The sequence below is a fragment of the Pseudomonas sp. Tun-23181 genome (assembly GCF_057415455.1).
This window is the reverse complement of the sequence record NZ_CM171630.1, coordinates 2139518-2166201: the sequence shown is the minus strand read 5'-3', so window position 1 is coordinate 2166201 and position 26684 is coordinate 2139518. Positions and strand designations below refer to the sequence as shown.

21 protein-coding genes are annotated in these 26684 nt (G+C 66.8%); 11 read left to right on the top strand and 10 right to left on the bottom strand.

Features of this window, described 5'->3' with window-relative positions; all coding sequences use genetic code 11:
• Positions 1 to 72: 72 nt before the first annotated feature.
• On the top strand, positions 73 to 1779 hold the full coding sequence (locus tag ACDI39_RS10420; protein WP_486538593.1) for an Hsp70 family protein: 1707 nt from the start codon (positions 73 to 75) through the stop codon (positions 1777 to 1779).
• A gap of 84 nt (positions 1780 to 1863) precedes the next feature.
• Here the strand turns inward: ACDI39_RS10420 and ACDI39_RS10415 are convergent, their stop codons facing one another.
• From ACDI39_RS10415 to map, 3 genes are read right to left on the bottom strand one after another with little or no spacing between them, the layout of a single operon-like run.
• A complete protein-coding gene (locus ACDI39_RS10415) occupies positions 1864 to 4509 on the bottom strand; it encodes a molecular chaperone DnaJ (protein ID WP_486538591.1) in 2646 nt (881 codons plus the stop codon).
• Positions 4506 to 5198 (bottom strand): DUF1266 domain-containing protein, encoded by a 693-nt coding sequence (locus ACDI39_RS10410; protein ID WP_486538589.1) that lies wholly within the window; start codon positions 5196 to 5198, stop codon positions 4506 to 4508. Before ACDI39_RS10410 ends, ACDI39_RS10415 begins: the two co-directional genes overlap by 4 nt.
• 14 nt (positions 5199 to 5212) lie before the next feature.
• Complete coding sequence (map, locus tag ACDI39_RS10405) at positions 5213 to 6004, bottom strand: type I methionyl aminopeptidase (RefSeq protein WP_225788277.1); 792 nt, start codon at positions 6002 to 6004, stop codon at positions 5213 to 5215.
• Positions 6005 to 6328: 324 nt separating this feature from the next.
• Here map and ACDI39_RS10400 point away from each other — a divergent pair, with 324 nt between their 5' ends.
• The 8 genes from ACDI39_RS10400 to ACDI39_RS10365 all read left to right on the top strand — a co-directional run bounded on the left by ACDI39_RS10400 (position 6329) and on the right by ACDI39_RS10365 (position 16982).
• A complete protein-coding gene (locus ACDI39_RS10400; protein ID WP_253081103.1) occupies positions 6329 to 10372 on the top strand; it encodes a bifunctional nitrate reductase/sulfite reductase flavoprotein subunit alpha in 4044 nt (1347 codons plus the stop codon).
• A 271-nt stretch (positions 10373 to 10643) separates the two neighbouring features.
• Positions 10644 to 13196, top strand: a complete 2553-nt coding sequence (nirB, locus tag ACDI39_RS10395) for a nitrite reductase large subunit NirB (protein ID WP_368815444.1) — start codon at positions 10644 to 10646, stop codon at positions 13194 to 13196.
• A complete protein-coding gene (nirD, locus tag ACDI39_RS10390; RefSeq protein ID WP_253081101.1) occupies positions 13196 to 13555 on the top strand; it encodes a nitrite reductase small subunit NirD in 360 nt (119 codons plus the stop codon). Before nirB ends, nirD begins: the two co-directional genes overlap by 1 nt.
• Before the next feature lie 52 nt (positions 13556 to 13607).
• Positions 13608 to 14540 carry a pca operon transcription factor PcaQ gene (gene pcaQ / locus ACDI39_RS10385; RefSeq protein ID WP_253081100.1) on the top strand — a complete coding sequence of 311 codons (933 nt, stop codon included), beginning with the start codon at positions 13608 to 13610 and terminating at the stop codon, positions 14538 to 14540.
• Positions 14541 to 14693: 153 nt separating this feature from the next.
• Positions 14694 to 15434 carry a BamJ family beta-barrel-assembly machinery protein gene (bamJ, locus tag ACDI39_RS10380; protein ID WP_225788272.1) on the top strand — a complete coding sequence of 247 codons (741 nt, stop codon included), beginning with the start codon at positions 14694 to 14696 and terminating at the stop codon, positions 15432 to 15434.
• Positions 15435 to 15725: 291 nt separating this feature from the next.
• The gene (locus tag ACDI39_RS10375; RefSeq protein WP_225788271.1) at positions 15726 to 16166 is read left to right on the top strand and encodes a YkvA family protein; all 441 of its coding nucleotides are present in this window, start codon (positions 15726 to 15728) and stop codon (positions 16164 to 16166) included.
• A gap of 100 nt (positions 16167 to 16266) precedes the next feature.
• Complete coding sequence (locus ACDI39_RS10370) at positions 16267 to 16617, top strand: helix-turn-helix domain-containing protein (protein WP_225788270.1); 351 nt, start codon at positions 16267 to 16269, stop codon at positions 16615 to 16617.
• Positions 16614 to 16982, top strand: coding sequence for a hypothetical protein (locus tag ACDI39_RS10365; protein WP_225788269.1), 369 nt, complete (start codon positions 16614 to 16616; stop codon positions 16980 to 16982). Before ACDI39_RS10370 ends, ACDI39_RS10365 begins: the two co-directional genes overlap by 4 nt.
• A 103-nt stretch (positions 16983 to 17085) precedes the next feature.
• Here ACDI39_RS10365 and ACDI39_RS10360 read toward each other — a convergent pair whose 3' ends face one another.
• Positions 17086 to 19167, bottom strand: a complete 2082-nt coding sequence (locus ACDI39_RS10360; RefSeq protein ID WP_225788268.1) for a carboxy terminal-processing peptidase — start codon at positions 19165 to 19167, stop codon at positions 17086 to 17088.
• Positions 19168 to 19309: 142 nt separating this feature from the next.
• Here ACDI39_RS10360 and ACDI39_RS10355 point away from each other — a divergent pair, with 142 nt between their 5' ends.
• On the top strand, positions 19310 to 20272 hold the full coding sequence (locus tag ACDI39_RS10355; protein ID WP_225788267.1) for an NAD(P)H-quinone oxidoreductase: 963 nt from the start codon (positions 19310 to 19312) through the stop codon (positions 20270 to 20272).
• Between the two features lie 55 nt (positions 20273 to 20327).
• On the opposite strand, the gene ACDI39_RS10350 is transcribed toward ACDI39_RS10355, so the two are convergent.
• The 6 genes from ACDI39_RS10350 to ACDI39_RS10325 all read right to left on the bottom strand — a co-directional run bounded on the left by ACDI39_RS10350 (position 20328) and on the right by ACDI39_RS10325 (position 25635).
• Positions 20328 to 20981: an HAD family hydrolase gene (locus ACDI39_RS10350; RefSeq protein WP_225788266.1), complete on the bottom strand. Its 654-nt coding sequence runs from the start codon at positions 20979 to 20981 to the stop codon at positions 20328 to 20330.
• 12 nt (positions 20982 to 20993) lie between these two features.
• Entirely contained in the window at positions 20994 to 21983 is a 990-nt protein-coding gene (locus tag ACDI39_RS10345; RefSeq protein WP_225788265.1) for an ABC transporter ATP-binding protein, read from the bottom strand.
• A complete protein-coding gene (locus tag ACDI39_RS10340; protein WP_225788264.1) occupies positions 21980 to 22777 on the bottom strand; it encodes an ABC transporter permease in 798 nt (265 codons plus the stop codon). The genes ACDI39_RS10345 and ACDI39_RS10340 overlap by 4 nt, the downstream gene beginning before the upstream one ends.
• Entirely contained in the window at positions 22767 to 23606 is an 840-nt protein-coding gene (locus ACDI39_RS10335) for an ABC transporter permease (RefSeq protein WP_225788263.1), read from the bottom strand. The genes ACDI39_RS10340 and ACDI39_RS10335 overlap by 11 nt, the downstream gene beginning before the upstream one ends.
• A complete protein-coding gene (locus ACDI39_RS10330) occupies positions 23603 to 24409 on the bottom strand; it encodes an alkaline phosphatase family protein (RefSeq protein ID WP_225788262.1) in 807 nt (268 codons plus the stop codon). Before ACDI39_RS10330 ends, ACDI39_RS10335 begins: the two co-directional genes overlap by 4 nt.
• Before the next feature lie 161 nt (positions 24410 to 24570).
• Positions 24571 to 25635, bottom strand: coding sequence for an ABC transporter substrate-binding protein (locus ACDI39_RS10325; RefSeq protein ID WP_225788261.1), 1065 nt, complete (start codon positions 25633 to 25635; stop codon positions 24571 to 24573).
• A gap of 324 nt (positions 25636 to 25959) precedes the next feature.
• On the opposite strand from ACDI39_RS10325, the gene ACDI39_RS10320 reads away from it, so the two are divergent.
• Positions 25960 to 26673, top strand: coding sequence for a UTRA domain-containing protein (locus ACDI39_RS10320; protein WP_225788260.1), 714 nt, complete (start codon positions 25960 to 25962; stop codon positions 26671 to 26673).
• Positions 26674 to 26684: the final 11 nt, after the last annotated feature.

Sequence of the window (26684 nt, the reverse complement as noted above, 5' to 3'; positions counted from 1 at the left end):
GAATCCTTCCTGTCCGCCGGATGCGGCCAGCAGGTCGCGTTCCGGTTCTTCACCGCGAGCACGAGACCGACCATGCAGGATGCCAGTACCTCTCCATCCCCCGCGCAGCCAACCCCGCTCCTGGGCATCGACCTGGGCACCACCAATAGCCTCATCGCCGTCTGGCAGGATGGCCAGGCACGCTTGATCGCCAATGCCCTGGGCGATGTACTGACGCCGTCGGTGGTCAGCGTCGACGACGATGGCAGCATCCTGGTGGGCAAGGCCGCCCGTGCGCGCTTGACCACCCACCCGCAGCGCACCGCTGCGGCCTTCAAGCGTTTCATGGGCAGTGACAAGCGTTTCGAGCTGGGCGAGCACCGCTTCAGCCCCGAGGAGCTCTCCGCCCTGGTGCTGGGCGCGTTGAAGCAGGATGCCGAGGCCTACCTCGGCTGCCAGGTGAGCGAGGCGGTGATCTCGGTGCCGGCCTATTTCAGCGACGAGCAGCGCAAGCGCACGGTGTTCGCCGCGGAGCTGGCGGGGCTGAAGGTACAGCGGCTGATCAACGAACCGACCGCCGCGGCCATGGCCTATGGCCTGCATGAACAGGCATTCGAGCGCACGCTGGTATTCGACCTGGGCGGCGGCACCTTCGATGTCACCGTACTGGAGTACGCCCTGCCGCTGATCGAGGTGCATGCCTCCACCGGCGACAACTACCTGGGCGGAGAGGATTTCACCGACGCCTTGCTGGCCGCCTGCCTGCACGACTGGGGCCTCGAGGCCGAGGGCCTGGAACCCCAGGCGCTGGCCAGCCTGCATGACGCCATCGAGCAGTTCAAGCATGACCTGGGCGAGGGCAGGCGCATCCTGGACTGGAATGGCGATGGCCAACTGCGCGAGTGGACGCTCGACGAGACGCGCCTGCAGTCGATCTGGGCACCGTTGCTGGCCCGGGTGCGAGCGCCCATCGAACAGGCTCTGCGCGATGCCCGCCTGAGCCCGCGCGAGCTGGACAGCCTGGTGCTGGTCGGTGGTGCCACGCGCATGCCGCAGATCCAGCAACTGGTGGCCAAGCTGTTCGGCCGTCTGCCGTACCGTCATCTCGACCCGGACACCATCGTCGCCCTCGGCGCTGCCAGCCAGGCCGCCTGCAAGGCCCGTGACCAGGCCATCGACGAGCTGATTCTCACCGACGTCTGCCCCTATACCCTGGGCGTGGCGTCCCAGCGTGGCGAGGAGGTGTCCGGCGCCTTTTCGCCGATCATCGAGCGCAACACGGTCATCCCCACCTCCAAGGTGCAGCGCTTCTACAGCAGTCATCCGCAGCAGAAAAGCGTGCGCATCGACGTGTACCAGGGCGAGCGCCCCTGGGTGCGCGACAACATCCTGGTAGACAGTTTCGAGATTCCCTTGCAGCAGACCGGGCAGGTGCAGTCGCTGGACGTGCGCTTCAGCTACGACATCAATGGCCTGCTGGAGGTGGACGTGACCTTCCTGGAAACGGGCCAGAAGCACAGCCACAGCATCGACCGCAGCCCCACTGGCCTTGACGCCGAGGCCCGCCAGGCCAGCCATGAGCGCCTGGCGCGGTTGAAGATCCACCCCCGCGACGCCTTGCCCAACCGCACCCTGCTGGCGCGCCTGGAGCGGGCCTGGATGCAGAGCCTGGGCGACGAGCGCGAGTTGATCGGCAGTTGGCTGGATGCCTTCAATGCGGTGCTGGCCAGCCAGCAGGCTGGCGAGATCAACCGGCAGCGCCAGCAGTTGAGCCAGGCGCTGGACGATCTGCGTTACTGAAAGCCAAGGCCCAGGGGTCAATGCCGGTCGGTCAAGGGGGGCTGGGGCTGCAAAGCAGCCCCGGGGGCGGTGAAGAACGCTGACCTAGCGCCGCAACGCCGCTTGCAGCCCGTACTGCAGAACATCCTGCCTACTCGCGGTGATGCCATAGCGGTTAGGCAACGGATCACCTCCAAGACCGAGCAGCACCAGCACGGCGAACGGCAACAACCGGCTGACCCCCATCAGCACCAGCAGCGACGGTACGCCACGCCCCATGTCGCGCAGGCGGCGCAGGCAGGCGCTGATCAGCACCAGGGCGATCACCGGCAGCACCGCGGGCTGCGTGGTATAGAAGGGGGCCGCCAACAGGCACAGCAGCAATTGCAGGGCAAAGTTGCTGCGATCCAGGCGGCTGCGCAGTTTCCATAGCTCCCAGGCCGGTGTCGGGGGCGTCTGCGCGAACTCGAACAACAGGCGCTCGCTCCACGACAGCAGGGCGGTGAGGGCACAACGCAGGCCGAGATCGAGGTTCGGATCGTCCTTGCCCCGTTGCAATGCCCGCAGGGTACGGTGGCGTGGAATGCCATCCAGGCCTTGGCCTGCCAGGCTGCGCAGGCTGTTCAGGGCGCTGCGCAACAGGTCGTATTCCAAGCCCAGGCCAAGCGCCCTGGCATCCCGCGCAGACAAGACGGGCGTGCCCTTGACCAGGCTGTCGCGAAAGCGCAGCGCCAACTCGCTGCCCGCATCCAGGCCTTCGAGCCGTTCCAGCATGCGCTGGCGTTGCGCCCTGTCCAGGCTGGGGTCGTGGTAGAGCACGGCGTACAACAGCATCTGGTGGAGCCGATGCCCGTCAAGCAGCGGTGTGCAGTGTTCCAGGCAGGCATGCAGTTGCAGGTTGCTCGGCAGCCTGTCGCTGGCCAGCGCCTGGTGCAGGTCGAGCAGGCGTGCGCTGACGATGCGCTGCAGTGGATCATGGCCGTCCAGCCAACCGAGCAGGTGGTCGGTTTCGTCCTGGCGCTGCAGGTGCAGGAGCAGGTCGTGCAAGGCGGCGCAGGGGTGCCCGGCGGGAAACGCCAGCTGCGTGAGCAGTGTCGGCGAAACCAGCGCCAGCCAGCGGGCAGGGTCGAGCACCAGGGCGAGCATGAACAGGTTCTGCCGGTGCCAGCCCCACAAGGCCTCGTCGTCGTCGGGCGGCGCCGGCAGCAGCGCCTGCTCGGTCAGCAACGCCTGCACATCCATGGCGAAGGGGGCGGTGAACATGCGTTGCATCTGGAAGTGGTCGTTGAGCCGCTGCAGGGCGATGGCCGAGTAGGGGCGCATGCGCCGCAGCCATTCGCGGCACACCGGGTGAATGTCGACCTCGTCGAGCGCCTCGGGCAGCATGGGCGCCGGGTCGTCGCTGGCGCAGGCGCGCACCAGGGCCTGCACCACCGGCGAGTGTTCGAGCCAGTGCAACTGTTGTTCGGCCTGGCGCTGGAAGCCTTCCAGGATCAAGGCGTCGAGGGCATCTTCGCCGATAGGCTCGGCGAGGACCTGCCGCAGCAGGCCGGCCTCTCCCCGCTGCAAGGCCCAGGCATGCCGGTACAGGCGGTGCAGCGCGTGGTCCTGCTGGTCCTCCAGCAGCCAGGCGAGCAGTGGCAGTTCGTCGTCGCCATCCAGGCGCCACTCGACGAAGCGGCCGGCGATGCCGTCCAGTTCCAGGCGTGCGGCTTGTGACCAGCGCGCCAGGGTCTGCGGGCTTTGCGCCGGGCTGCCCCAGGCCTGCGCCGGATCGGCCAGGTCGTCGGGCCAGGTAGTGGGCCTGGCCTGTCGGTCGAAGGCCTGGATCAGCAGGGGCAGGCGCTGGGGCTGGAGCCGGGTGCACAGGTCGAGCAGCCAGCGTTCGGCCTCGGGGTGCGCCTGCTCGCGCCACAGCCGCAGCCAGCAGTCCAGGGCCTGCTCCTGCGCGCCGAGGGCATCGGCCTGGCGCGCCAGCAGGTAGAGCAGGTCGGGATCGTCCGGGGCCAGGCGCTGCTGTTCCAGCAGGAGCCCATGCAAGGTGCGGCTGGCGATCCCGGCCTGGCTGAATTGCACCAGCAGGCGCTGCACCAGGGCTTCATCGTCAGGGATCGCCAGGCAGGTATGCAGGCTGGCGAACTGCTCGTACTCGAACAGTGGACGGTTCTGGTAGCAGTACTCCAGGCTGCGGAAGTACCACAGCGTTTCCAACTGCGCGGTGGGAGGCCAGTCGCGCATCAGGCCGGTGTCGAACGGGTCTGGCTCTTCCAGGCGTTGCAGCAGGGCCTCCACCTCTTGCGGGTTGGGCAGGCGCAGCACCTGCTCGGCCCAGCCCAGGCGCCGGGCCAGCAGGTTGGCGCAGCGGTGGCCGAGCGGTCCGCAGTTGGGCAGTAGCGCCAGCAATTGCCGGCCGAGGTCTTCCAGCGTCTCCAGCGGCAACTCGTCGAGTTCGGCGATGTAGCGCTGCCAAGCCTGGGGATCGAAGCGTTGGGTGGGCTCCTCCAGCAAGCGGTGAAAGGCCGCCAGCGCCGGATGGCGTTGCGTATCGTCGTGGTCTGGCGCTTGTTCCTCCAGGCTCGACGCTGCGCCTTCGCGGGCCAGGCGCAGGGCTTGCTCATAGGCTGCGCGCAGGGCCTGGAAGCCCTCCGGGTCGGATTCCGGGTGGTGCGCCGGCAACTGGCGGCGGTAGGCCTGGCGGATGGCGTCCAGGTCGTGGGTCGGCTCCAGGCCCAGGTGAATCCAGCAACTCATGACCAGCAGCCCTTTTCCAGCGAGGCGGGGCGTTGCGGTTCGGGCAGCGGCAGGTCCCAGGGCAGGCTGCGCAGCAGGCTGCTGGCGCCGAGCCGCAGGTTGAGCACGATGCAACGGTTCCAGTGCTCGCTGCCTTGGCGCTCGAGGTCGGCGGCGAGGCTTTCGTCGCTGCTCTGCGAGACATTCCACAAGGCCTTGCCGAACAGGTAGCCGGCCAGGTAACTGTCCCAGCGGTTGTAGTAGTGGCGCGCGCGCAGGGCCAGGCGATGGTGCAGGTAGAGGCTCTCGTCGCGGCTGACCAGGCCCTTCTTCACCCCGGCGCGCAGCAAGAAACCCATGCGCCCCAGGTCCCAGGCACGGGTACCGCCGGGGCCGCAATCGGGGAAGGTGCGCGCGGCATATTCGAACTTGATGCGTTCGCGCAGCGGCAGGCCGTCGAGCAAGCTGCGCCATTGGCTGGGCAGGCAGCGCTGGAATTGCCAGTAGGCTTCGCTCAGCTCCGTGGCGTGGCCGTTGTCGGCCATGTGCAGGGTGTCCAGCAGTTGGCTGCGGTCGCTGATGCCCCAGCCGCGTTCCAGGTCGGTCTGGTCTTCGCCTTCGAAGTACTCGGCGGCGGTATAGCTGGCGCCGTTGAGGGCGGCCATGGGCGCCGAGAGGGCATGCAGCCAGCGCTGTGCGTGTTCATCCATGAGCGGGCTCCTGATCAGACGACGTCCTGGCGCAAGGCCCGTTCCTCTTCACGCAGGGTGAGCACCTCGAAGCCTTGGCCCGTGACCGCCACGGTATGCTCCCACTGCGCCGACAGGGCGCGGTCGCGGGTGATCACCGTCCAGCCATCGCGCAGGGTGCGTGTGCCGCGCCCGCCCTGGTTGATCATCGGTTCGATGGTGAAGACCATGCCAGGCTTGAGTTTCATGCCCATGCCCCGTTGGCCCACGTGCAGCACCTCGGGTGCCTCGTGCATCTGCCGGCCGATGCCATGCCCGCAGTATTCGCGCACGACGCTGTAGCCGGCGGCTTCGGCATGGGCCTGGATGGCATGGCCGATATCGCCGAGGGTGGCGCCCGGACGGACCTGCTCGATGCCCTTCCACAGCGCCGCGTAGGTGGTGTCCACCAGGCGCCGGGCCTCGTCGCTGACCGGGCCGAGGCAGTACATCTTCGACGAGTCGGCGATGTAGCCGCCCTGTTCCAGGGTGATGTCGACGTTGACGATCGAGCCTTCCCCTAGCACCTCGTCGGCATTCGGCACGCCGTGGCAGACCACGTGGTCCACGGAGGTGTTGAGGGCGTAGGGGAAACCGTACTGGCCCTTGCTCGCCGGGCGTGCCTTGAGCGTTTCGACGATGAACGCCTCGGCGCGGTCGTTGATCTGCAGGGTGGTCACCCCGGGACGGATGAAGCCGTCGAGGTGGGCGAAAACCTGAGCCAGCAGTTGCCCGGCGCGGCGCATCAGGTCGAGTTGGGCGGGGGTCTTGAGGATCACCTGGGACATGGGGGCAGGGGCGGATCTCGATCGATAGGGGTGTTCAGGATATCCCCATGAGGATCGCAGGTGCCACCGCTTGGTGCGCGGGTCACCAGGATGGTGCGGTATCGGGGTTCCCATAGGCGAGTGCTGGGGCGCGAAACGGCCCCAAAGCACGCTTCACAGCCTCGCCCTCCCACTGGCCCGCCTTTTGCTGCAGCTCGTCCATCCAGGCCATCAACGCCGATGGCCCACATCCTCTTCACGACAAAGGCGCCGTGTTGCCCCTCCTGCTCCAGCAGGCCGGGGCGGCCGGCGCTTTTTTCGTTCATTCGGGCAGGAGACAGATCGATGAGCAGCAGCGAGGTGCGCAGCGTTTGCCCGTATTGCGGGGTAGGGTGCGGCATCGTCATGTCTGTGGTCGACGGCAAGGTCAGCAAGATCAGCGGCGACAAACAGCACCCGAGCAACTTCGGCCGCCTGTGCACCAAGGGCCTGACGGCGCACCTGCCGCTGAGCGCTGCCGGGCGCATGGAGCATGCCTACGTGCGCCAGCAGCGCCACCAGGAGCCGGCACGCGACGCCATCGACCGCGCCATCGATCAGGCCGCCGGGCGCCTGCGGCGGGTCATCGACGAGCATGGCCCGGACGCCGTGGCTCTGTACGTTTCCGGGCAGATGTCGCTGGAGGCGCAGTACCTGGCCAACAAACTGGCCAAGGGCTTCATCCGCACCCGCCACATCGAGTCCAACTCGCGCCTGTGCATGGCCAGCGCGGGCAGTGGCTACAAGCTCTCCCTGGGCGCCGACGGCCCGCCCGGCAGCTACCAGGACTTCGAGCATGCCGAGGTGTTCCTGGTGATTGGTGCGAACATGGCCGACTGCCACCCGATCCTCTTCCTGCGTCTGCTCGATCGCGTCAAGGCCGGTGCCAGGCTGATCGTCGTCGACCCCCGGCGCAGCGCCACCGCCGACAAGGCCGACCTGTTCCTGCAACTGCGTCCGGGCACCGACCTGGCCCTGCTCAATGGCCTGTTGTACCTGCTACACCAGGACGGCAAGACCGACACCGGCTTCATCGCCCGCCACACCGAGGGCTGGGAGGCGATGCCGGCCTTTCTCGAGGACTACACCCCGGCGCGGGTCGCCGCCATCACTGGCCTGGCCGAGGCCGACATCCGCCAGGCCGCCGAGTGGATCGGCACCGCGGGCGACTGGATGAGCTGTTGGACCATGGGCCTGAACCAGAGCATCCACGGCACCTGGCACACCAATGCGCTGTGTAACCTGCACCTGGCCACCGGCGCCCTCTGCCGTCCTGGCAGCGGCCCGTTCTCGCTGACCGGCCAGCCCAATGCCATGGGCGGGCGGGAAATGGGCTATATGGGGCCAGGCCTGCCGGGGCAGCGTTCGGCGCTGGTCGAGGCCGACCGCGCGTTCGTCGAGCAGCGATGGGGCCTGGCCCCGGGTAGCCTGCGCAACGAGGGCGGCGAGGGTACCGTGGCGCTGTTCGAGCACATGAAAGCCGGTGCGGTGAAGGCCTGCTGGATCATCTGCAGCAACCCGGTGGCCAGTGTCGCCAACCGCCAGCAGGTGATCGATGGCCTGCGCCAGGCGGAGCTGGTGATCAGCCAGGATGCCTTCCTCGACACCGAGACCAACCGTTACGCCGACATCCTCCTGCCTGCCGCCCTGTGGGCCGAAGGGGAGGGGGTGATGATCAACAGCGAGCGCAACCTGACCCTCATGCCCCAGGCCGTCGAGCCTCCCGGCCAGAGCCTGCCTGACTGGCAGATCATCGCCCGTATCGCCTGTGCCATGGGTTACGCCGAGGCCTTCGACTACCCCGACGCCGAGGCGGTGTACGACGAGATCCGCCGTTTCTGGAACCCCGCCACCGGCTACGACCTGCGCGGCATCGGCTATCCCGAGCTGCGCCAAAAGCCACGCCAGTGGCCCTGTGCACCGGGGCGCGAGGACGACCGCAGCCCGCTGCGTTATCGCAACGACGGCGTCAGCCAGCAGCTGTTGCGCGACGAGCAGGGCGAGCTGCCGGCGCTGGCGTTCCCCACCGCCAGCGGCAAGGCGCACTTCTTCGCCCGCCCCTGGCTGCCACCGGCCGAACTGCCCGACACGGACTTTCCGCTGGTGCTCAATACCGGGCGCGTGCAGCACCAGTGGCACACCCTGACCAAGACCGGCAAGGTACCGAACCTGAACAAGCTCGAGCCTGGGCCCTTCGTCGAGCTCAACCCCGAGGACGCCAAGCGCCTGGGCATCGCCGACAAGGACCAGGTGGCGATCCGCTCGCGTCGCGGCCAGGCCGTGCTGCCGGCGCGGATCAGCGAGCGGGTGATGCCGGGCAATTGCTTTGCGCCCTTTCACTGGAACGACCTGTATGGCGAGCAACTGGCGATCAACGCCGTGACCTGCGACGCGGTGGACCCTGTCTCGCTGCAACCGGCCTTCAAACACTGCGCCGTGGCCCTGGAGCGGCTCGCGGGAGAACGCATCGAGGCCCTTGAACTGACCCCAGCCATCACCGCGGAGCCTGCCAGCATGCCGACCGCCACCCTGTCCCGCCTGCTTGGCCTGGACACCCTGCCCACGCCCGTCCTGGCCGACGAGGAGCGTCATTACCTGCAGGGCTTCCTGCTTGGCCTGGAGCAGGGCCAGGCCAGGCAGGCGGTGCCGAGCCTGCCGGACGCCGCGCCGCTGTCACCGGCCCAGCGCTTGTTCGTCGATGGCCTGCTGGCCGGCCTGTTCGCGCAGCCGGCGACGCAGTCGGCGGAGCTGCCGGCGGCATTGCCAAAGGCGCCGTGCCACCGGGTGCTGTGGGCGTCGCAGACCGGCAACGGCGAAGCCCTGGCCGAACGCTGCGCCCAGCGCCTGCGCGATGCCGGCCTGGCGGTCGAGCTCAGTTGCATGGAGGCGGTCAGCCCTCGTCAGTTGCAAGGGGCCGCCAGCGTGGTGCTGATAGCCAGCACCTTCGGCGACGGCGAGGCCCCCGACAGCGGCGCGGCGTTCTGGCAGGCCTTGCAGGGCGAGGAGGGCAGCCACTGTGCCGAGCTGCCCTATGCCGTGCTGGCCCTGGGCGACTCCAGCTACGCGCAGTTCTGCGGCTTCGGCCGCCGGCTCGACCAGCGCCTTGCCGAACTCGGCGCTCGGCGCCTGCTGTCGCGGGTCGACTGCGAGCCGGAGTTCGACGAGGCCTTCAGCGCCTGGCTCGACGCCCTGCTGCCGGAGCTGGGCAGCCCGGCAGCTCCGCCGGTGCCCCCCGTGTCGGCCCCGGTGTCCCTCTACAGCAAGCAGCAGCCCTGGCCAGCCAGGCTGCTGGAGAACCGCCTGCTCAATGGCCCGGGCGCCAGCAAGGAAACTCGCCAGTTGGTGTTCGACCTCAGCGGCAGCGATTTCACCTACCAGGCTGGGGACGCTCTCGGGGTGTGGCCGCGCAACTGCCCGGCGCTGGTCGAGGAGCTGCTGGCGCTGATGAAGCTCGACGGCCAGACACCGGTCGAGCTCAAGGGCCATCCGGCCATGCCACTGGCGACCGCCCTGGAGCGGCACCTGGAGATCGCCCGGGTCACCCGACCGCAACTGGAGGTCTTCAGCCGTTGCGCCGACGACCTGCAGCGCCTGCTGCAGCCAGGGCAGGAAGCCGCGCTGGGCGACTGGCTGTGGGGGCGGCAACTGGCCGACGTGTTGCGTGCGTTTCCCCAGGACTTGCCGCTGGCCGACTGGTTGGCCCTGCTCAAGCCGTTGCAGCCGCGCCTGTACTCGATCAGTTCCAGCCCTGCGGCTCATCCTGGGCAGGTCCACCTCACCGTTTCCACGGTGCGCTATGGCACGCGCAAGGGCGTGTGCTCGACCTTCCTCGCCGACCGTGCCGAAGGGCTGGAGGTGGCGATCTTTCCCCAGGTGTCGAAGCACTTCCGCCTGCCGGACGATGACAGCGCCCCGGTGATCATGGTCGGCCCCGGCACCGGCATCGCGCCGTTCCGCGCCTTTCTCGAAGAGCGCCAGGTGCGTGGAGCGAGCGGGCGCAACTGGCTGTTCTTCGGCGAGCAGCACGAGGCGAGCGATTTCTACTACCGCGACCAATTGCTGGCCTGGCAGGCCAGCGGCCACCTGCGCCTGGACACCGCCTTCTCCCGCGACCAGCAGGCCAGGATCTACGTCCAGCAGCGCATGCTCGAGCAGGGCGCGCAGCTGTGGCGCTGGCTGGAGGAGGGGGCGTATTTCTACATCTGTGGCGATGCCCAGCGCATGGCCAAGGATGTCGATGCCGTGTTGCGCCAGGTGGTGGCCGAGCAGGGCGGCATGAGCGCGGAGGCGGCGGATGCCTATGTCGAGGCGCTGAGCAGGGACAAGCGCTACCGGCGCGACGTGTACTGAAATGCACCGGGATGGGGAGAGGCGCACCGCAATGGTTCGATATCGTCAACGAGCATTCGGTTGCTCCTCCACAGGGGCGCTGCAAGTCCTGGGTTGAGCGCTTGGCACGCTCCCTGCTTTGAGAAGGTTACAACACGCCCCGCCGGTCAACGGCGACCCGCAGGGGCCTCACACTGATGAGTACAGGCAAAGGCGCCTGGAGCTTCGGCTCCAGGCGTTTTTTTTCGTCTTGAGCGCGGGTAGCCCCGCGAACCGTGAGCGAGGATCGGCGATGAAGGCAACAGAGAACGGCGGACAACGGCAACGATTGGTCATCGTTGGCAACGGCATGGTCGGCCATCACTGCATGGCGCAACTGGTCGAGCGCGGTGCCTTGGCGCACTTCGAACTGCGGGTGTTCGGCGAGGAGCGCCAGCACGCCTACGACCGGGTACACCTGTCGGCATACTTCAATGGCAGCGACGCCCAGGCCCTGGCCCTGTGCGAGGCGGGGTACCACGACCGCCATGGCGTGCACCTGCACCTGGGCGAGGCGGTCCTGGAGATCGACCGCGAGCGCCGCGAGCTGGTCACCGCCGAGGGGCGCTACGGTTACGACGTGCTGGTCCTGGCGACTGGCTCCTATCCCTTCGTGCCCTCGATCGAGGGCTCCAGCGGTGCCGCGCGCCTGGTCTACCGGACCCTGGACGACCTCGATGCCATCCGCGCCGCCGCCGGCGAGGCCCGTCGCGGCGTGGTGGTGGGCGGCGGCTTGCTCGGCCTGGAGGCCGCCAACGCGCTCAAGTCCCTGGGCCTGGAAGCCCATGTGGTGGAGTTCGCCCCACGGCTGATGCCGGTGCAACTGGACGGCGAGGGCGGTGCCGCGCTGCGTGCACGCATCGAGGCGCTGGGCGTGGGCGTGCACCTGGCCCGGGCCACCCAGTCGATCACCGCCGGGGAAGACTATCGCTACCGCATGAACTTCGACGGTGGCGAGTCCCTGGAGACCGACCTGATCGTGTTCTCCGCCGGTATCCGGCCCCAGGATGCCCTGGGCCGCGCCTGTGGCCTGGAGATCGCCCCGCGCGGCGGTGTGGTGATCGACGGCGAATGCCGCACCAGCGACCCGCGGATCTTCGCCATCGGCGAATGCGCCTCGTGGAACGGCAGCGTGTTCGGCCTGGTAGCGCCGGGCTACGCCATGGCCCGCAACCTCGCCGCGCGCTTGCTCGGCGAACCTGCCGAGGCCTTCGCCGGGGCCGATATGTCGACCAAGCTCAAGCTGCTGGGTGTCGACGTCGGCTCCATCGGCGACGCCCATGGCGCCACGCCGGGCGCGCGCAGCTACCGCTTCATCGACGAGGCCAATGCCGCCTACCGGCGCCTGGTGGTGGACGCCAGCGGCAAGCGCGTGCTCGGTGCGGTGCTGGTGGGCGACAACAGCTACTACGACACCCTGCTGCAGTACGTGCAGAACGGCATCGCCCTGCCGGTTGACCCAGCGGCCCTGATCCTGCCGCAAGGGGGTGGCGCACCGGCGCTGGGCGCCGATGCGCTACCCGACAGCGCGACGCTCTGCTCCTGCCACAACGTCAGCAAGGGAGCGGTCTGCGCGGCCATCGACAGTGGCTGCACCGACCTGGCGGCGGTCAAGGGCTGCACCAAGGCCGCCACTGGCTGCGGCGGCTGTGCGGCGCTGCTCAAGCAGGTCTTCGAGCACGAGCTGGGAGCCCGTGGCATCGCCGTCGACAAGCGCCTGTGCGAGCACTTCGCCCATACCCGCCAGGAGCTCTATGCACTGGTGCGGGTCGAGGGCATCCGAACCTTCGACGAACTGCTCGCGCGCCATGGCGAGGGCCATGTCGGCTGCGACATCTGCAAGCCGGCGGTGGGTTCGATCCTCGCCTCGTGCTGGAACCAGCCGATCATGGACCCGGCCCTGGTGCCGTTGCAGGACACCAACGACACCTTCATGGCCAACATGCAGAAGAACGGTACCTACTCGGTGGTGCCGCGTATTCCTGGCGGCGAGATCACCCCCGACAAGCTGATCGTGATCGGCCAGGTGGCGAAGAAATACGACCTCTACACCAAGATCACCGGCGGCCAGCGCATCGACCTGTTCGGCGCCCAGTTGCACGAGCTGCCGCTGATCTGGGGCGAGCTGATCGAGGCCGGTTTCGAGACCGGGCACGCCTATGGCAAGTCGACCCGCACGGTCAAGTCCTGCGTCGGCAGCACCTGGTGCCGCTATGGCGTGCAGGACAGCGTCGGCATGGCCCTGCGCCTGGAAGAGCGCTACAAGGGCCTGCGCTCGCCGCACAAGCTCAAGTTCGCCGTGTCCGGCTGCACCCGCGAATGCGCCGAGGCGCAGAGCAAGGACATCGGTGTGATCGCCACCGACAAGGGCTGGAACCTGTACGTGTGCGGCAACGGCGGCATGCGTCCACGGCATGCCGAACTGTTCGCCACCGACCTCGATGACGAAACCCTGGTGCGCCTGATCGACCGGGTGCTGATGTTCTACATCCGCACCGCCGACAAGCTGCAGCGTACCTCGGTCTGGCGCGAGAGCCTGGAGGGCGGCCTGGATTACCTCAAGGCGGTGATCCTCGACGACAGCCTGGGCCTGGCCGCCGAACTGGAGGCGCAGATGCAGCATGTGGTCGACCAGTACGAATGCGAGTGGGCCAACGCCCTGAAAGACCCCGAGAAACTCAAGCGTTTCCGTACCTTCGTCAACGACCGGCGCGCCGACCCGGACGTGCATTTCGTCCGCGAGCGCGAGCAGCGCCGGCCCGTTGCCCCCCTGCACCTGATCCCCACCATCGAGGAGGCTGTCTGATGAACCTGTCCAATGCCGCTGTCGTCCAACAACCCAACTGGCAGGCGGTCTGCCATGTCCAGGACCTGGTCGCCGATTCCGGCGTGGTGGTCTGGCACGAGGGCGCCCAGGTGGCGCTGTTCTACCTGCCGGGGCAGGCGCAGCCGCTGTACGCCATCGACAACCGTGACCCGCGTTCGGGGGCCAATGTCATCGGCCGTGGGCTGGTGGGCAGCCTGCAGGGCGAACTGGTGGTCGCCGCGCCCTTGTACAAGCAGCATTTCAGCCTGGAAAGCGGGCGCTGCCTGGAGGACCCGGCCCAGGCGCTGCGCGTGTGGCCGGTGCGTTTGAAGGGCGAGGCGGTGGAGTTGGCGGTCTGAACGATTCAGCCTGCTCTTGCAGCGTACGGTGCGACGCTGCAAGCTGCCGGGCATGAACCTCGATACCCGTATCAAGTATCGCCACCTGCTGTGTTTCCTGGAGATTGCCCGGCAGGGCAGCCTGGCCAGGGCGGCCGACATGCTGGCGATCAGCCAACCGGCGATTTCCAAGACCCTCAAGGAGCTCGAGGACCTGCTCGAGACGCGGCTGTTCGAGCGTTCCCGCCAAGGGGTCGAGCTGACCCCGGCGGGGGTGCGCTTCATGCGCTATGCCGGGCCCAGCGTGCAAGCCCTGCGCGATGGTGTGAGCACCCTGCGCGGCGAGGCCCGGGTGCCGTCGCAGGTGCGCATCGGCGTGTTGTCGACGGTCGAGAGCCTGCTGATGCCCGAGGTGCTGTGTCGCCTGCACCAGCGGCACGAGGCCCTGGTGGTCGGCGTGGTGACCGGTGCCAGCGCCCAGTTGCTCGGGCAGTTGCGCCTGGGCGAGCTGGAACTGGTGGTCGGGCGCATGACCGACAGCCCGCAGATTCAGGGGCTGTCGTTCGAGCACCTGTACAGCGAATCGATGACCTTGGTGGTACGGCCAGGGCACCCCTTGCTGGCGCGCCAGCCCGTGGAGCGCGCCCGGGTCGGTGACTACCCGCTGGTCTTGCCGCCGACGGGCACCACCATTCGCCAGCATGCCGACAGCCTGTTCGTGCAGTGCGGGATACAACTGCCGGCGCAACGCCTGGAAACCTTGTCCCTGGCCTTGAGCCGGCGCTACCTGTTGGGTAGCGATGCGGTCTGGGTGGCGCCCCGTGACGCCGTCCTGATCGATCTCGGGCGCGGCGAGCTGGCCGAACTCGACCTGGGCGTGCGCGAGCCTGGCGGTTCGGTGGGGATCTGTCGTAACGCCGCCTTGGCGCAGAGCCTGCCGGCGCAGTGGGTATGCGAAGTGCTGCGGGAGGTCGCGGCGCAGTACAGGGACGGGCACTATCCCTGAACACGTCGCTGGCACCGCCGGATGAACAAGCCTTCATCCGCTGAACTTCTCGCCCGCAGGCCGTTCCTATGCCGGTAGCCATTGGTCGTGGCAGCCTGATAAGCTCGCGGCTTTACCCTGATTGCCCTCATGGCGCATGAACAAGGAAATAGCATGAAACAGCATCGTTTGGCGGCTGCGGTTGCCTTGGTTGGCCTGGTCCTGGCGGGCTGCGACGCACAGACCAGCAGCGTCGAGCTGAAGACTCCGGCACAGAAAGCCTCCTACGGTATCGGCCTGAACATGGGCAAGAGCCTGGCTCAGGAAGGCATGGAAGACCTTGATTCGAAAGCGGTGGCCCTCGGCATCGAGGACGCGGTCGGCAAGAAGGAGCAGCGCATCAAGGACGAAGAGCTGGTCGAAGCCTTCACCGCCCTGCAGAAGCGCGCCGAGGAGCGCCTGGCCAAGGCCAGCGAGGAAGCCGCTGCCGCTGGCAAGAAGTTCCTCGAGGAAAACGGCAAGAAGCCAGGCGTGGTCACCACCGCCTCGGGCCTGCAGTACGAAGTGGTGAAGAAGGCCGACGGCCCGCAGCCCAAGCCTACCGACGTGGTCACCGTCCACTACGAAGGCAAGCTGATCGACGGCAAGGTGTTCGACAGCTCCGTCGAGCGTGGCAGCCCGATCGACCTGCCGGTCAGTGGCGTCATCCCGGGTTGGGTCGAAGGCCTGCAACTGATGCACGTCGGCGAGAAGTACAAGCTGTACATCCCGGCCGACCTGGCCTACGGCGCGCAGAGCCCGAGCCCGTTGATCCCGGCCAACTCGGTGCTGGTGTTCGACCTGGAGTTGCTTGGCATCAAGGATCCGAGCAATCCGGAAGGCGAGGCACCGCAGGCCGAAGAACCGGCCAACTGAGCCTGGCTCCAGCCACGACGCCCCGTTTTGACGGGGCGTCGTCGTTTCTGCGCCCGACTCGCCCGCGAACCTCACGGGGCCTGTACTGTCCGAACAACAGCGTAGACTTTTCACGCGAGTGCTTCGGACGTTTCTGACGCAAATCGTTTGCGGATCTGAAACGACTGTGTAAAAAACGGCCGATCTGAGCGAGGCCCTTGCCCGATGGGCACCTCGCGGCGGAAACTGCACCCTGTTCACAAGGTTATCCACAATAAATGTGGATAACCTTCCTGCCGATCTGGAGGCCCCATGAGCGCACCCTGGAATTTCGCCCGCTTCCTGCCCCTGGCCGAGCGCCTGCTCAGCCGTGGCCGGCTGCCAGCCTTGCTGTTCGCCGTGGCGCGCAAGGGCCCGCGGCTTGGCCAGTTACGCGAGGATGTGCGCCTGTTGCAGGCGTTGTGCCTGGCCTGGTGGCGCGGCGAGTACCGTGCCATCAGCCCCAAGGCCCTGTTGACCGTGGTGGCGGGGCTGCTGTATTTCGTCAGCCCCCTCGATGCCATTCCCGACTGGCTGCTGGGCGTCGGCCTGCTCGACGACATCGCCGTGCTGGGCTGGGTACTGAAGACCGTGGCCGACGAGCTGGCGCGCTTCAAGGCCTGGCGCGACAGCCAGGCGCCCGACCGGCTGCGGGTGGTCGAGCGCCTGCCGGATACCCCCGAAGCCCTGCGTCTGGAGCGGCGTGCGCCCTGAAATTGGCTTGAACTGCACAGACTCCCGAGCTTGGTAATATAATTGGCATAAGGATTATGCCTACGGATTACATGCTGTAATCCTACGTAAGGGGGTGGTAATGGGTATTCAGGTCATCAGCCGGGACGGTCAGCCCGAGTACGCCGTCGTTCCCTGGGAGCAGTACCAGGCACTGCTCAAGGCCGCAGGACAGGCGCCTGCCGATGCTGGGGAGAGCGAGGCGGCAGCGGCGGTCGACGGCAGCAGCCAAGGCACCAGCAGGCCCTCCCTGGCCGAGCTGGCGCACTTGCGTCAGGCCAAGGGGCTGGCGCCGGAACAACTGGCGCGCAATGTCGGTATCAGCCCAGCCTACCTGGCCATGATCGAGGCCGGCGAGCGCCAGCCAGATGCCGCGATCCTGCGCAGCCTGGCGTGGCACCTGGGCGTTGCCGGCTGGAGCGAGCCGTCATGAGCCAGGTCAGGATCAGCCGCCAGCATTGGGAGAGCCTGCTGAGCGAGCTTGATCTGGCCCGCCGTCAACGCCACCTGCTCACCTACCGCGCGCTGCTAGAGCGCCTGCAGTTGCCCAGCCCGGCCATGCAGACCCTGACCGCTGCCCTGGAGTACCTGGCGGTGCTCGACGCCCGGGCCGACCAGCCGCTGCGCAGTTCGCTGGTGATCAGCCAGGGCGCCAGCCGGTTGCCGCGTACGGGGTTCTTCGAATGCGTCGAGCGTCTGGGGCGCTTCTCCGGACCGGTCGACGGCATGGAGGCGGCCTCCTGGCACGCCTCGGAAGTGGTTCGGGTATTCGAGTACAGCTATCCCGAAGAGGCGTGATGCGGGCACCCAGAAAAAGGGCCGGACGTTCGCACGTCCGGCCCTTCTTGTTTGCCGATACCGCGAGGCCGGATCATTCCGCCCTCGCGCTGTCGACCCGCATTCAGTGCTTGGCCACCTGGGCGTTCAGGCTCAGGTAGTCGAGCAGGATGCGGCCCGTCTCGGACAGGTAGGCGTCGTCCTCCGGCTTGGTGTTTTCCTCCTCGGCCAGCAGGGCATCCTCGTCTTCCTTCTTCAGCTCCTTGAGCGGCTCCTCGCCCTTGGCCTTGCGCCGGGTGTTCTCCAGCGCCAGCTGCTTGGCTTCGATCGCATCGTGGCGGGCGCGGCGCTCCTGTTCGTTGAGGCTGACGGTCTTCTCGTTCATCAGCTTCTGGGTCAGGGCCAGGCGGTCGCGGATGTAGGCGAACTCCGGATCCTTGGCGCTGCGCGCATCATGCCGTGCCTTGAGCTCGGCCAGGAACGGCTTGAACGGGTCCACCGCCGGGCGTACCACCGGGCGGATGGTGTCCCACGGCATGGCCTCGGGCAGGGCGCTCTCGCCGATTTCCTTGGTGTCGATGATCGACGGGTAGTCGATGTCCGGCAGCACGCCCTGGTGCTGGGTGCTCTGCCCGGAGACACGGTAGAACTTGGCCAGGGTCAGCTTGAGTTCGCCATGGTTGAGCGGCTGGATGGTCTGCACGGTGCCCTTGCCGAAGGTCTGGCCACCGATGATCAGGGCGCGGTGGTAGTCCTGCATGGCGCCGGCGAAGATCTCCGAGGCCGAGGCCGAGAGGCGGTTGACCAGCAGCGCCAGCGGGCCTTTGTAGAAGGCGCCGGTGTTCTCGTCCTCGAGCACGTCGACGCGGCCATCGCTGTTGCGCACCAGCACGGTGGGGCCCTTGTCGATGAACAGGCTGGTCAGCTCGGTGGCCTCCTGCAGGGAGCCGCCGCCGTTGTTGCGCAGGTCGATGACCACGCCGTCGACCTTTTCCTTGTTCAGCTCGGTGAGCAGCTTCTTCACGTCGCGGGTGGTGCTCTTGTACTCTGGATCACCGGCACGGTAGGCCTTGAAGTCCAGGTAGAAGGCCGGGATCTCGATGATCCCCAGCTTGTAGTCACGACCGTCCTGCTTGAGCTTGAGCACCGACTTCTTCGCCGCCTGCTCCTCGAGCTTGACCGCCTCGCGGGTGATCGACACCACCTTGGTGGTCTGGTCGTTGGGCGCATTGCTGGCCGGGATGATCTCCAGGCGCACCACCGAGCCTTTCGGGCCACGGATCAGCTTGACCACTTCGTCCAGGCGCCAGCCGACCACATCGACCATCTCCTTGTCGCCCTGGGCCACGCCGATGATCTTGTCGGCCGGGGCCACCTGCTTGGTCTTGGCCGCGGGGCCGGCCGGCACCAGGCGAACGATCTTGACCTGGTCGTTGTCGCTTTGCAGCACCGCACCGATGCCTTCGAGCGACAGGCTCATGTTGATGTCGAAGTTCTCGGCGTTGTCTGGCGACAGGTAGTTGGTGTGCGGGTCGTAGGACTGGGCGAAAGTATTGATGTAGGCCTGGAAGATGTCCTCGGCGCGGGTCTGGTCCAGGCGCGACAGCTGGTTCTTGTAGCGCTTGGTCAGGGTTTCCTGGATCTGCTTGGGTTCCTTGCCGGCCAGCTTCTGGCGCAGCACCTCGTCCTTCACGCGCTTGCGCCACAGGTCGTCGAGCTCGGCCTCGTTCTTCATCCAGGGGGCGTCCTTGCGGTCGACCAGCAAGGTTTCACGGACGCTGAAGTCCATCTTGTCGACGCCCTTGCCCAGTTCGGCCAGGGCGAACTCCAGGCGCGACTTCACCCGGTCCAGGTAGCGTTTGTAGATGGTGAAGCCGGGGTCGAGGTTGCCACTTTTGAGGAAGTCGTCGAACTGGGTCTTCCATTTGTCGAACTGGGCGATGTCGGCTGCGGTGAAATAACTGCGCGACGGGTCGAGCAGCTTGATGTAGCTGTCGTAGATGATGATCGAACGGGCGTCGTCCAGGGGGGGCTTGCTGTAGTGGTGGCGCTTGAGCAGTTCGACCACGTTGAGGCTGGCGACGATCTCGTCACGGTCGGGCTGCAGGCTGTCCCATTTGTTGGCGGCCGCCGCATTGCCGCCGAGCGTCAGGCTGCCGAGGCCGATCATGAGGGCCAGGGCCGTGCTGGGCAGGAAATGCTTCATGCTGATTCGACGTAAAGGCAATTGATCACGCATAGTAGGCCGTCTTTTCCGTTCGCCGGTTCCACAGGAGCCGGACGCATACTGCAAAAAGCCTGGGACATGGCGATCCCAGGCTCAGTCATGACTCAACTATGGAGGCACTGTGAAGGCATTGCAAGGCGTTGACGGACATGTGGTGTGGGGCGAGGTCGAGCGCCCGATCTGTGATGCGGGCCAGGTACGCATTCGGGTGGCGGCCGCGGGACTCAACCGCGCCGACCTGCTCCAGCGCGCGGGCCTGTACCCGCCGCCGCCGGGTGCCAGCCCTTACCTGGGCCTGGAGTGTGCCGGGGTGATCGAAGAGGTCGGCGCCGGTGCCGACTGGCGTGTGGGCGATCGGGTCTGTGCGCTGCTGGCCGGGGGTGGCATGGCCGAGGAAGTGGTGGTGGATGCCCGCCATGTGTTGCCAGTGCCCGAAGGCCTGAGCCTGCACGAGGCGGCGGGGATTCCCGAGGTCTATGCCACGGCCTGGCTGAATATCTTCCAGCTCGGCGGGCTGAAGGCCGGCGAGAAGGTGCTGGTGCATGCCGGAGCCAGCGGCGTTGGCTCGGCGGCGATCCAGCTGTGCAAGGCGTTCGGCAATCCGGTGTGGGTCAGCGTCGGCTCCCGGGACCGCCTGGCCTACTGCCAGGGCCTGGGGGCGAGCGGTGGCGTGGTGCGCAACGAGAACCTCGACGACCTGGAGGGCCTTGCCCCGTTCGACGTGATCCTCGACCCGGTGGGCGCCAGCTACGGGCCGCTCAACCTCAAGCTGCTGGCGCGTGACGGGCGTTGGGTGATCATTGGCCTGATGGGCGGGCGCAAGGTCGAGCTGGACCTGGCGCTGGTGCTGGGCAAGCGCTTGCAGGTGACCGGTTCGACCCTGCGTAACCGCGACGATGCGTTCAAGGCGGAGTTGCTGCGCGACCTCGGCCAGCAGGTGTGGCCGCTGTTCGCCGAAGGGCGGCTCAAGCCGCAGTTGGTGGACAGCTACCCGGCGGCCCTCGCCGAGGCGGCATTTGCCGAACTGGCCAGCAACCAGGTATCGGGCAAGCTGGTGCTGGTGATCGACGAGACCCTCGTCTAGCCAGCGCCGTTCCATTCGCGGCGGTCCAGCGCTCCGGCCCGCCGCGAATGGAGCCTCAGCTCCAGCTCAGGATCGGCCAGCCATTGATCTGGGCATGCTCGCGCAGCACTGGGTCCGGGTTCACCACGTGGGGGTGGTCCACCCTCAGCAGCAACGGCAGGTCATTGCGCGAGTCGGAATAGAAACTCGCTCCTTCCAGGTTCTCCTGCTCCTGGTCCAGCCACTCCAGCAAGCGGGTGATCTTGCCCTCGCGGTAGGTCAGCACGCCGTGGGTCTTGCCGGTGTATACGCCATTGACCGCTTCCAGCTCGATGGCCAGGTACTCCTCGACCCCGAGCCGCGCGGCGATAGGGCCGACCAGGTGGGTGCCGGAGGCGGAGATGATCAGGATGCGGTCACCCAAGCGGCGGTGCTCGGCGATGCAGCGGCAGGCATCGCCATAGATGATCGGCTCGATCACGTCCTCGACCCAGGGCTCGACCAGGTGCTCCACCTCTTCCAGGGTGCGCCCGGCGATCGGCTCCAGGCTGAACGCCATGTAGTCCTCCATCTGCAGGTGGCCCTTGCCGTAGGCCTCCATCAGCTCATGGTCGCGGCGCAGGAATTCCTTGCCATCGACCCAGCCCAGGCGGGCCATCTGCTCGCTCCACAGCGATGCACAGTCGCCGTGGATGAGAGTTTCGTCCAGATCGAAAATTGCCAATGCCATTGCGTTAGTCTCCTAGGCCACTTCTCGTAGCGCCGTGGGGTCGATCGACAAGCCTACCTGCTGCCCGTCGGCATGCAGGTCGGCGGACGAGCGATTGAGCACGTCCACCACCAGTTCCACGCCACGAACCTCGACCCGGTAGCGGATCACGTTGCCCAGCAGGCTGTGGCTGCGTACGTAGCCTTGCAGCTCGCCGCCCGCACCCAGGCTGATGGCCTCCGGGCGGATCGCCAGGCGGCTGGCCACCGGGCGTTGCAGCAGGCGGCTGGCACTGTCGGGGTCGAGCAGGTTGTAGTTGCCGATGAAGCCTGCGGCGAACAGGTCCACAGGTGCGGTGTAGAGCGTCTCGGCATCGCCGCTCTGGACGATGCGCCCTTGGTTCATCAGGAAGATGCGGTCGGACATCGTCAGCGCTTCTTCCTGGTCGTGGGTAACGAAGATGGTGGTCAACCCCAGCTCGCGCTGGATGGCGCGGATCTGTTCGCGCAGGTGCTTGCGGATGCGCGCATCCAGGGCCGACAACGGCTCGTCGAGCAGCAGCAGGCGCGGCCGGGTCACCAGCGAACGGGCCAGGGCCACGCGCTGGCACTGGCCGCCCGACAACTGATGCGGGTAGCGTTCGGCGAAACTGCCCAGCTCCACCAGCTCCAGGGCCTCGCGTACCCGCGCCTGGCTTTCGCCGGCCTTGATCTTCTGCATGCGCAGGCCGAAGGCGACGTTCTGTTCCACGGTCATGTTGGGGAACAGCGCATAGCTCTGGAACACCATGCCGACTCCACGCTTCTGCGGGCTGAGTGGCACCAGGTCGTGGCCATCGAGGAGGATCTGGCCGCTGTCCACCGGGGTGAGCCCGGCAATGCAGCGCAGCAGGGTGGACTTGCCGCAGCCGGAGGGGCCGAGCAGGGTGACGAATTCGCCGCGCTCGATCTGGCAGTCGATGTCGTGGAACACCGGGTTGCCGGCATAGCGCTTGTGCAGTTTGCGGATGCTGACGAAGCTCATCGTTGCGATTTGTCCTTGTTCAGGCGGTTGGCGACCCAGGTCAGCGCCAGCACGAAGGCGAAGTAGGATATTACCAGCGCGCTGTTGAAGTGGCCGCTGCTGTTGCGCATGTTGTTCAGGTACACCTGCAAGGTCTCGTAGCGGGTACCCACCAGCAGGTTGGCGAAGACGAATTCGCCGAACAGGAACGAGAACGACAGCAGCAGCGCCACCATCAGGCCCTTGCGCAGATTCGGCAGCACCACCAGCAATGCCGCCTGCCAGGTGCTGGCGCCGAGCAACTGGGCGGCGTCCATCAGGTCGCGCAGGTTGATCGCCTGGAGGTTGTTGGTGATGGCCCGGTACATGAACGGCAGGGCGATGGTGAAGTAGCAGCCGATGAGGATCCACGGCGTGCCGACCATGGCCATCGGGCCGCTGCCATACAACTGCAGCAGGCCCACCGAGGACACCACCGGCGGTACCGCGAAGGGCAGCAGGATGAGGATGTTCATCAGTGCATCCAGGCGCGGGAAGTGGTAGTGCACCACGAACAGCAGCGGCAGGATCAACAGCACCGACAGCACCAGGGCCGCGACGCACACCAGCAGTGACTGGCCGAAGGCGGCGAGGAAGCGCGGTTCGCTCCACAGCGCCAGGTACCACTTGAAGGTCAGGCCGCTGGGCAGCAGGCTCGCCGACCAACTGGTGGCCAGGGAGTAGAGCAGGGTGCCGGCCAGCGGCAGCAGCAGGATGAGAAACAGCAGGTACACCACCATCCGGTGGTAGAGGCTGCCGCGGGGTTCAGCGCGCATGGTAGCTCCTTCTCAGCAGCCATTGGTGGACCACCGTGACCAGGGTCATCAGCCCCACCAGCACCATGGCCAGGGCGCTGGCCAGGTTCGGGTCGAGGGTGATGTCGCCGGCCACCAGGGCGGCGATGCGGATCGGCAGCACGTTGAAATTGCCGGTGGTCAGGGCGTAGACCGTGGCGTAGGCGCCCAGGGCATTGGCCAGGAGGATGACGAAGGTGCCCAGCAGCGCCGGGGTCAGCACCGGCAGGCCGATGTGTCGCCAGTACTGCCAGTGGCTGGCACCGAGCAGCGCGGCGGATTCGCGCCAGTCTTCGCGCAGGGCGTCGAAGGCCGGGTAGAGCAGCAGCACGCCCAGCGGGATCTGGAAGTAGGTGTAGACCAGGATCAGCCCGCTCTTGGAGTAGATGCTGAAGTCCTCCAGCAGGCCGACCTGCTTGAGCAGCAGGGTCAGGGCACCGTTGAAGCCCAGCAGGATGATGAAGGCGAAGGCCAGCGGCACCCCGGAGAAGTTGCTGGTCATGTTGGCGAAGGCGCTGACGAAGTCGCGCAGCTTCGAGTCGACCTGGCGCAGGGAGTAGGCGCCCAGGGTGGCGATCACGATGCCGAACAGGCTCGACCAGAAGCTGATTTCCAGGCTGCGTTGCAGCGCCTGCAGGTAGAACTTCGAGGCGAAGATCCGGCTGAAGTTGTCCAACCCCCAGCCGCTTTCGCCTTGCAGGCTATGGAGGGCGACCCAGCCCAGCGGGGCGATCTGGAAGATCACGAAGAACACGGCGAACGGCAACAGGCAGAGCAGGGCGAGGTAGCGGCCTCGAGGGCGGGCATTCACTTGAGCAGCTCCCGGCACAGCGATTTGTCGTGGGGGGCTCCGAGCAGTTCGCAGAGGGTGCCGCACAGCTCGGTCTGCAGGGGCTTGGCAGCCGGGTCAAGGCTGAATGCGTCGCCGAAGACGAACAGCGGCACCTCCCGTTCCTCGGCCAGCAGGCCGTTGTGCGAGCGATCGTTGTTCATGCCGTGGTCGGCGGTGACCAGCACCTGGTAGCCCTCTTCCAGCCAGCGTGGCAGGTAGTCGGCCAGGAGGATGTCGGCCGTGCGCGCGGCATTGCGGTACTGGGCGCTGTCCAACCCATGGCGATGGCCGGCGTCGTCGATGTTCATCGGGTGCACCAGCAGGAAGTTCGGGGCATGGCGGCGGCGCAGGTACTCGGCGTCGGCCAGCAGGTGCGAGTCGGGGTAGTGGTCGGCGTAGTAGAACAGGCCGTGCTGGATCGGCAGCTTCGGCGCGTGGGTGTGGCGGTCGCGCAGCGGGTCGAACGGCGAGCGGTTGTACAGCTCGCTGATCCAGTGGTAAGCCGCCGCCGCGGTACCCAGCCCGGCTTCGCGGGCATAGTGGAACACGCTGCGTTGGGTGGACAGGCGGTTGATGTTGTTGTGCACGATGCCGCTGTCGATCGGTGCGACACCGGTGAGGATGCATTCGTACAACGGCCGGGACAGTGCCGGCAGTTCGCACTCCAGGCGGTACAGGGCGGCGCGGTCGGCCTCGACGTAGGCATGCAGGTGGCCCATGGCATGGTGGGCCACCTGGTGGTTGAGGCCGTCGAGCAGGACCAGGATGACGTTGTGTTGCATGGGGGGCTCCGTTCAGCGGCAAGCTACAAGCGGCAAGTAAAAGCAGGGCGTGCGATGGGCCGCTTTTTTCGCACGGCTTGAAGCTGCGGTCTTCAAGCGGCAGGAAGAAGCGGGTCTATGCACGGCCCGCTTTTACTTGCCGCTTGCAGCTTGCAGCCGCCTCATTCCATCTCGATGATCACTTGCTCCTGCCACATCTGCGGCAGTTTCTTCGAGGTCGCTTCCCAGGCCTCGGCGTTCTTGATCGGCTGGGCGGCGGCGTACTGGTCGTTGGGCAGCAGCTTGGCCTGTACCTCGGCCGGCAGCTTCAGGTGCTCGGCGCGGATCGGGCGGGCGTGGCCGATGGCCAGGTTGGTCTGCCCGGCATCGCTGAAGATGTACTCGCGCGCCAGCTTGGCGGCGTTGGGGTGCTTGGCGTACTTGTTGATGAGCGTGGTGTAGCCGGAAATCACCGAGCCGTCGGACGGGATCAGCACCTCGAAGCGCTTGGGATCTATCTGTTCACGATAGCTCAGGCCGTTGAAGTCCCACACCACGCCAACCTCCACCTCGCCCTTCTCCAGGGTCTGGATGGTCGGGTTGGCCAGCGACAGGCGCTTCTGCTGGGCCAGCTTGGTGAACAGCTGCAGGCCAGGGGCGATGTTGCTTTCGTCGCCCTTGTAGGCGATGGCGGCGGCCAGCACGCCATTGGCGGCCTGGGCGGCGGTGCCGACGTCACCGATGGCGACCTTGTACTTGCCTTTTTCCAGGTCGTGCCAGGTTTTCGGGCGTTCGTCTTCCTTGACCAGGTCTTTGTTGATGATGAAGGCGATGGTGCCGGTATAGGCCAGGGCCCAATGGCCATCCTTGTCCTTGGCCCAGGCTGGGACCTGGTCCCAGGTGCTCGGCTTGTACGGCTGGGTCACGCCCTTGGCGACGGCGATCGGGCCGAAGGCGGCGCCGACGTCACCGATGTCGGCGCTGGCGTTGTCCTTCTCGGCCTCGAACTTGGCGATTTCCTGGGCCGAACTCATGTCGGTGTCGCTGTGCTTGAGGCCGTACTTGCTGGCCAGGTCTGCCCAGGTGTCTTTCCAGTTGGCCCAGGCATCCGGCATGCCCACGCTGTTGACCGCGCCTTCCTTGCGGGCGGCCTCTTCCAGGGCCTTGAGGTCGGTATCGGCGGCCATGGCCGAGGTGCACAGGGCGATGGCCGAGCCGAGCAGTGACGCCATGAAGAACTTTTTCATCCGAAGCTCCTTTGGTGGGGGCCTTGCAGTCGTCAGGGAGAAAACCTTGCGTGCGAACCTTTGGTCTAGGTCAGCAAACCTTGAGCCAAGGTAGGCCCGTTGCGTGACAGTTTGATGTAAGCGCCTCGCTGGCCCGGTATGCCAGCGACCTTGGAACTACAGCGTAGACCAGATCGAAGGCCTTGATTCCCAAGGCCTGGTTCGGTTCTGGCAAGGGGCTTGGGGATGCCTTTGTCACAGGATGTTCATCGGCCGTGCCTAGGCTTGCACTATTCTCCAACTGCCCTGTTCTGGGGCTGGACTAGTCCAGATAGGTAACCATCGATGCAGTCGACGCCACCGCGCGCGGTAACAGCCATCTGCCATGCCTTGCAGGAGCAGATCGAACACGGCCTGCTGGCGCCAGGCGGCAAGCTGCCGGCCGAACGCAAGCTCAGCGAGGTGTTCGACACCACCCGCATCACCCTGCGTGAGGCGTTGGTGCAACTGGAGGCCCAGGGCCTGATCTATCGCGAGGAGCGGCGGGGCTGGTTCGTCGCCCCGCAGCGGCTGACCTACGACCTGATCGAACGCAGCCACTTCCACGCCATGGTCCGCGACCAGGGGCGGGTGCCGAGCACCGAGCTGTTGTCAGCGCGCCTGCAGCCGGCTTCGGCGGCCATCTGCGCGCGATTGCGCCTGCCAGCGTTGTCCAGCGTGGTGCGCATCTGCCGGCTGCGGCGCATCGATGGGCGGGCGGTGCTGTATGCCGAGCACTATCTCGACCCGCGCTACTTCCCCGGGATTCTTGAACAGGACCTGAGCCAGTCGCTGACCGAGATCTATGGCCGGGCGTACGGCATCGCCTATGGCCAGGTGTGCTTCGAGATCCTGCCGACGGCCCTGCCGGTGGCGGCGGCCAGTGCCTTGAAAGTGTCGGTCGGCAGCCCGGGGTTGCATATCACCCGGGTCAACAGTGACCAGCATGGGCACCTGATCGATTGCGACCTGGAGTATTGGCGACATGATGCGATCCGCATCCGGGCGCAGGCGGGGTAGGGAACTGCCTT

What these genes read in the sequence shown, in the direction of transcription:
- pcaQ (WP_253081100.1), top strand. Translation starts at nt 13,608, where the DNA reads ATGAACCTCGATACCCGTATCAAGTATCGCCACCTGCTGTGTTTCCTG.
- ACDI39_RS10410 (WP_486538589.1), bottom strand. Translation starts at nt 5,198, where the DNA reads ATGGATGAACACGCACAGCGCTGGCTGCATGCCCTCTCGGCGCCCATG.
- map (WP_225788277.1), bottom strand. Translation starts at nt 6,004, where the DNA reads ATGTCCCAGGTGATCCTCAAGACCCCCGCCCAACTCGACCTGATGCGC.
- ACDI39_RS10320 (WP_225788260.1), top strand. Translation starts at nt 25,960, where the DNA reads ATGCAGTCGACGCCACCGCGCGCGGTAACAGCCATCTGCCATGCCTTG.
- ACDI39_RS10325 (WP_225788261.1), bottom strand. Translation starts at nt 25,635, where the DNA reads ATGAAAAAGTTCTTCATGGCGTCACTGCTCGGCTCGGCCATCGCCCTG.
- nirD (WP_253081101.1), top strand. Translation starts at nt 13,196, where the DNA reads ATGAACCTGTCCAATGCCGCTGTCGTCCAACAACCCAACTGGCAGGCG.
- ACDI39_RS10400 (WP_253081103.1), top strand. Translation starts at nt 6,329, where the DNA reads ATGAGCAGCAGCGAGGTGCGCAGCGTTTGCCCGTATTGCGGGGTAGGG.
- ACDI39_RS10420 (WP_486538593.1), top strand. Translation starts at nt 73, where the DNA reads ATGCAGGATGCCAGTACCTCTCCATCCCCCGCGCAGCCAACCCCGCTC.
- ACDI39_RS10330 (WP_225788262.1), bottom strand. Translation starts at nt 24,409, where the DNA reads ATGCAACACAACGTCATCCTGGTCCTGCTCGACGGCCTCAACCACCAG.
- bamJ (WP_225788272.1), top strand. Translation starts at nt 14,694, where the DNA reads ATGAAACAGCATCGTTTGGCGGCTGCGGTTGCCTTGGTTGGCCTGGTC.
- ACDI39_RS10345 (WP_225788265.1), bottom strand. Translation starts at nt 21,983, where the DNA reads ATGAGCTTCGTCAGCATCCGCAAACTGCACAAGCGCTATGCCGGCAAC.
- ACDI39_RS10375 (WP_225788271.1), top strand. Translation starts at nt 15,726, where the DNA reads ATGAGCGCACCCTGGAATTTCGCCCGCTTCCTGCCCCTGGCCGAGCGC.
- ACDI39_RS10365 (WP_225788269.1), top strand. Translation starts at nt 16,614, where the DNA reads ATGAGCCAGGTCAGGATCAGCCGCCAGCATTGGGAGAGCCTGCTGAGC.
- ACDI39_RS10415 (WP_486538591.1), bottom strand. Translation starts at nt 4,509, where the DNA reads ATGAGTTGCTGGATTCACCTGGGCCTGGAGCCGACCCACGACCTGGAC.
- ACDI39_RS10340 (WP_225788264.1), bottom strand. Translation starts at nt 22,777, where the DNA reads ATGCGCGCTGAACCCCGCGGCAGCCTCTACCACCGGATGGTGGTGTAC.
- ACDI39_RS10370 (WP_225788270.1), top strand. Translation starts at nt 16,267, where the DNA reads ATGGGTATTCAGGTCATCAGCCGGGACGGTCAGCCCGAGTACGCCGTC.
- ACDI39_RS10360 (WP_225788268.1), bottom strand. Translation starts at nt 19,167, where the DNA reads ATGAAGCATTTCCTGCCCAGCACGGCCCTGGCCCTCATGATCGGCCTC.
- ACDI39_RS10350 (WP_225788266.1), bottom strand. Translation starts at nt 20,981, where the DNA reads ATGGCATTGGCAATTTTCGATCTGGACGAAACTCTCATCCACGGCGAC.
- nirB (WP_368815444.1), top strand. Translation starts at nt 10,644, where the DNA reads ATGAAGGCAACAGAGAACGGCGGACAACGGCAACGATTGGTCATCGTT.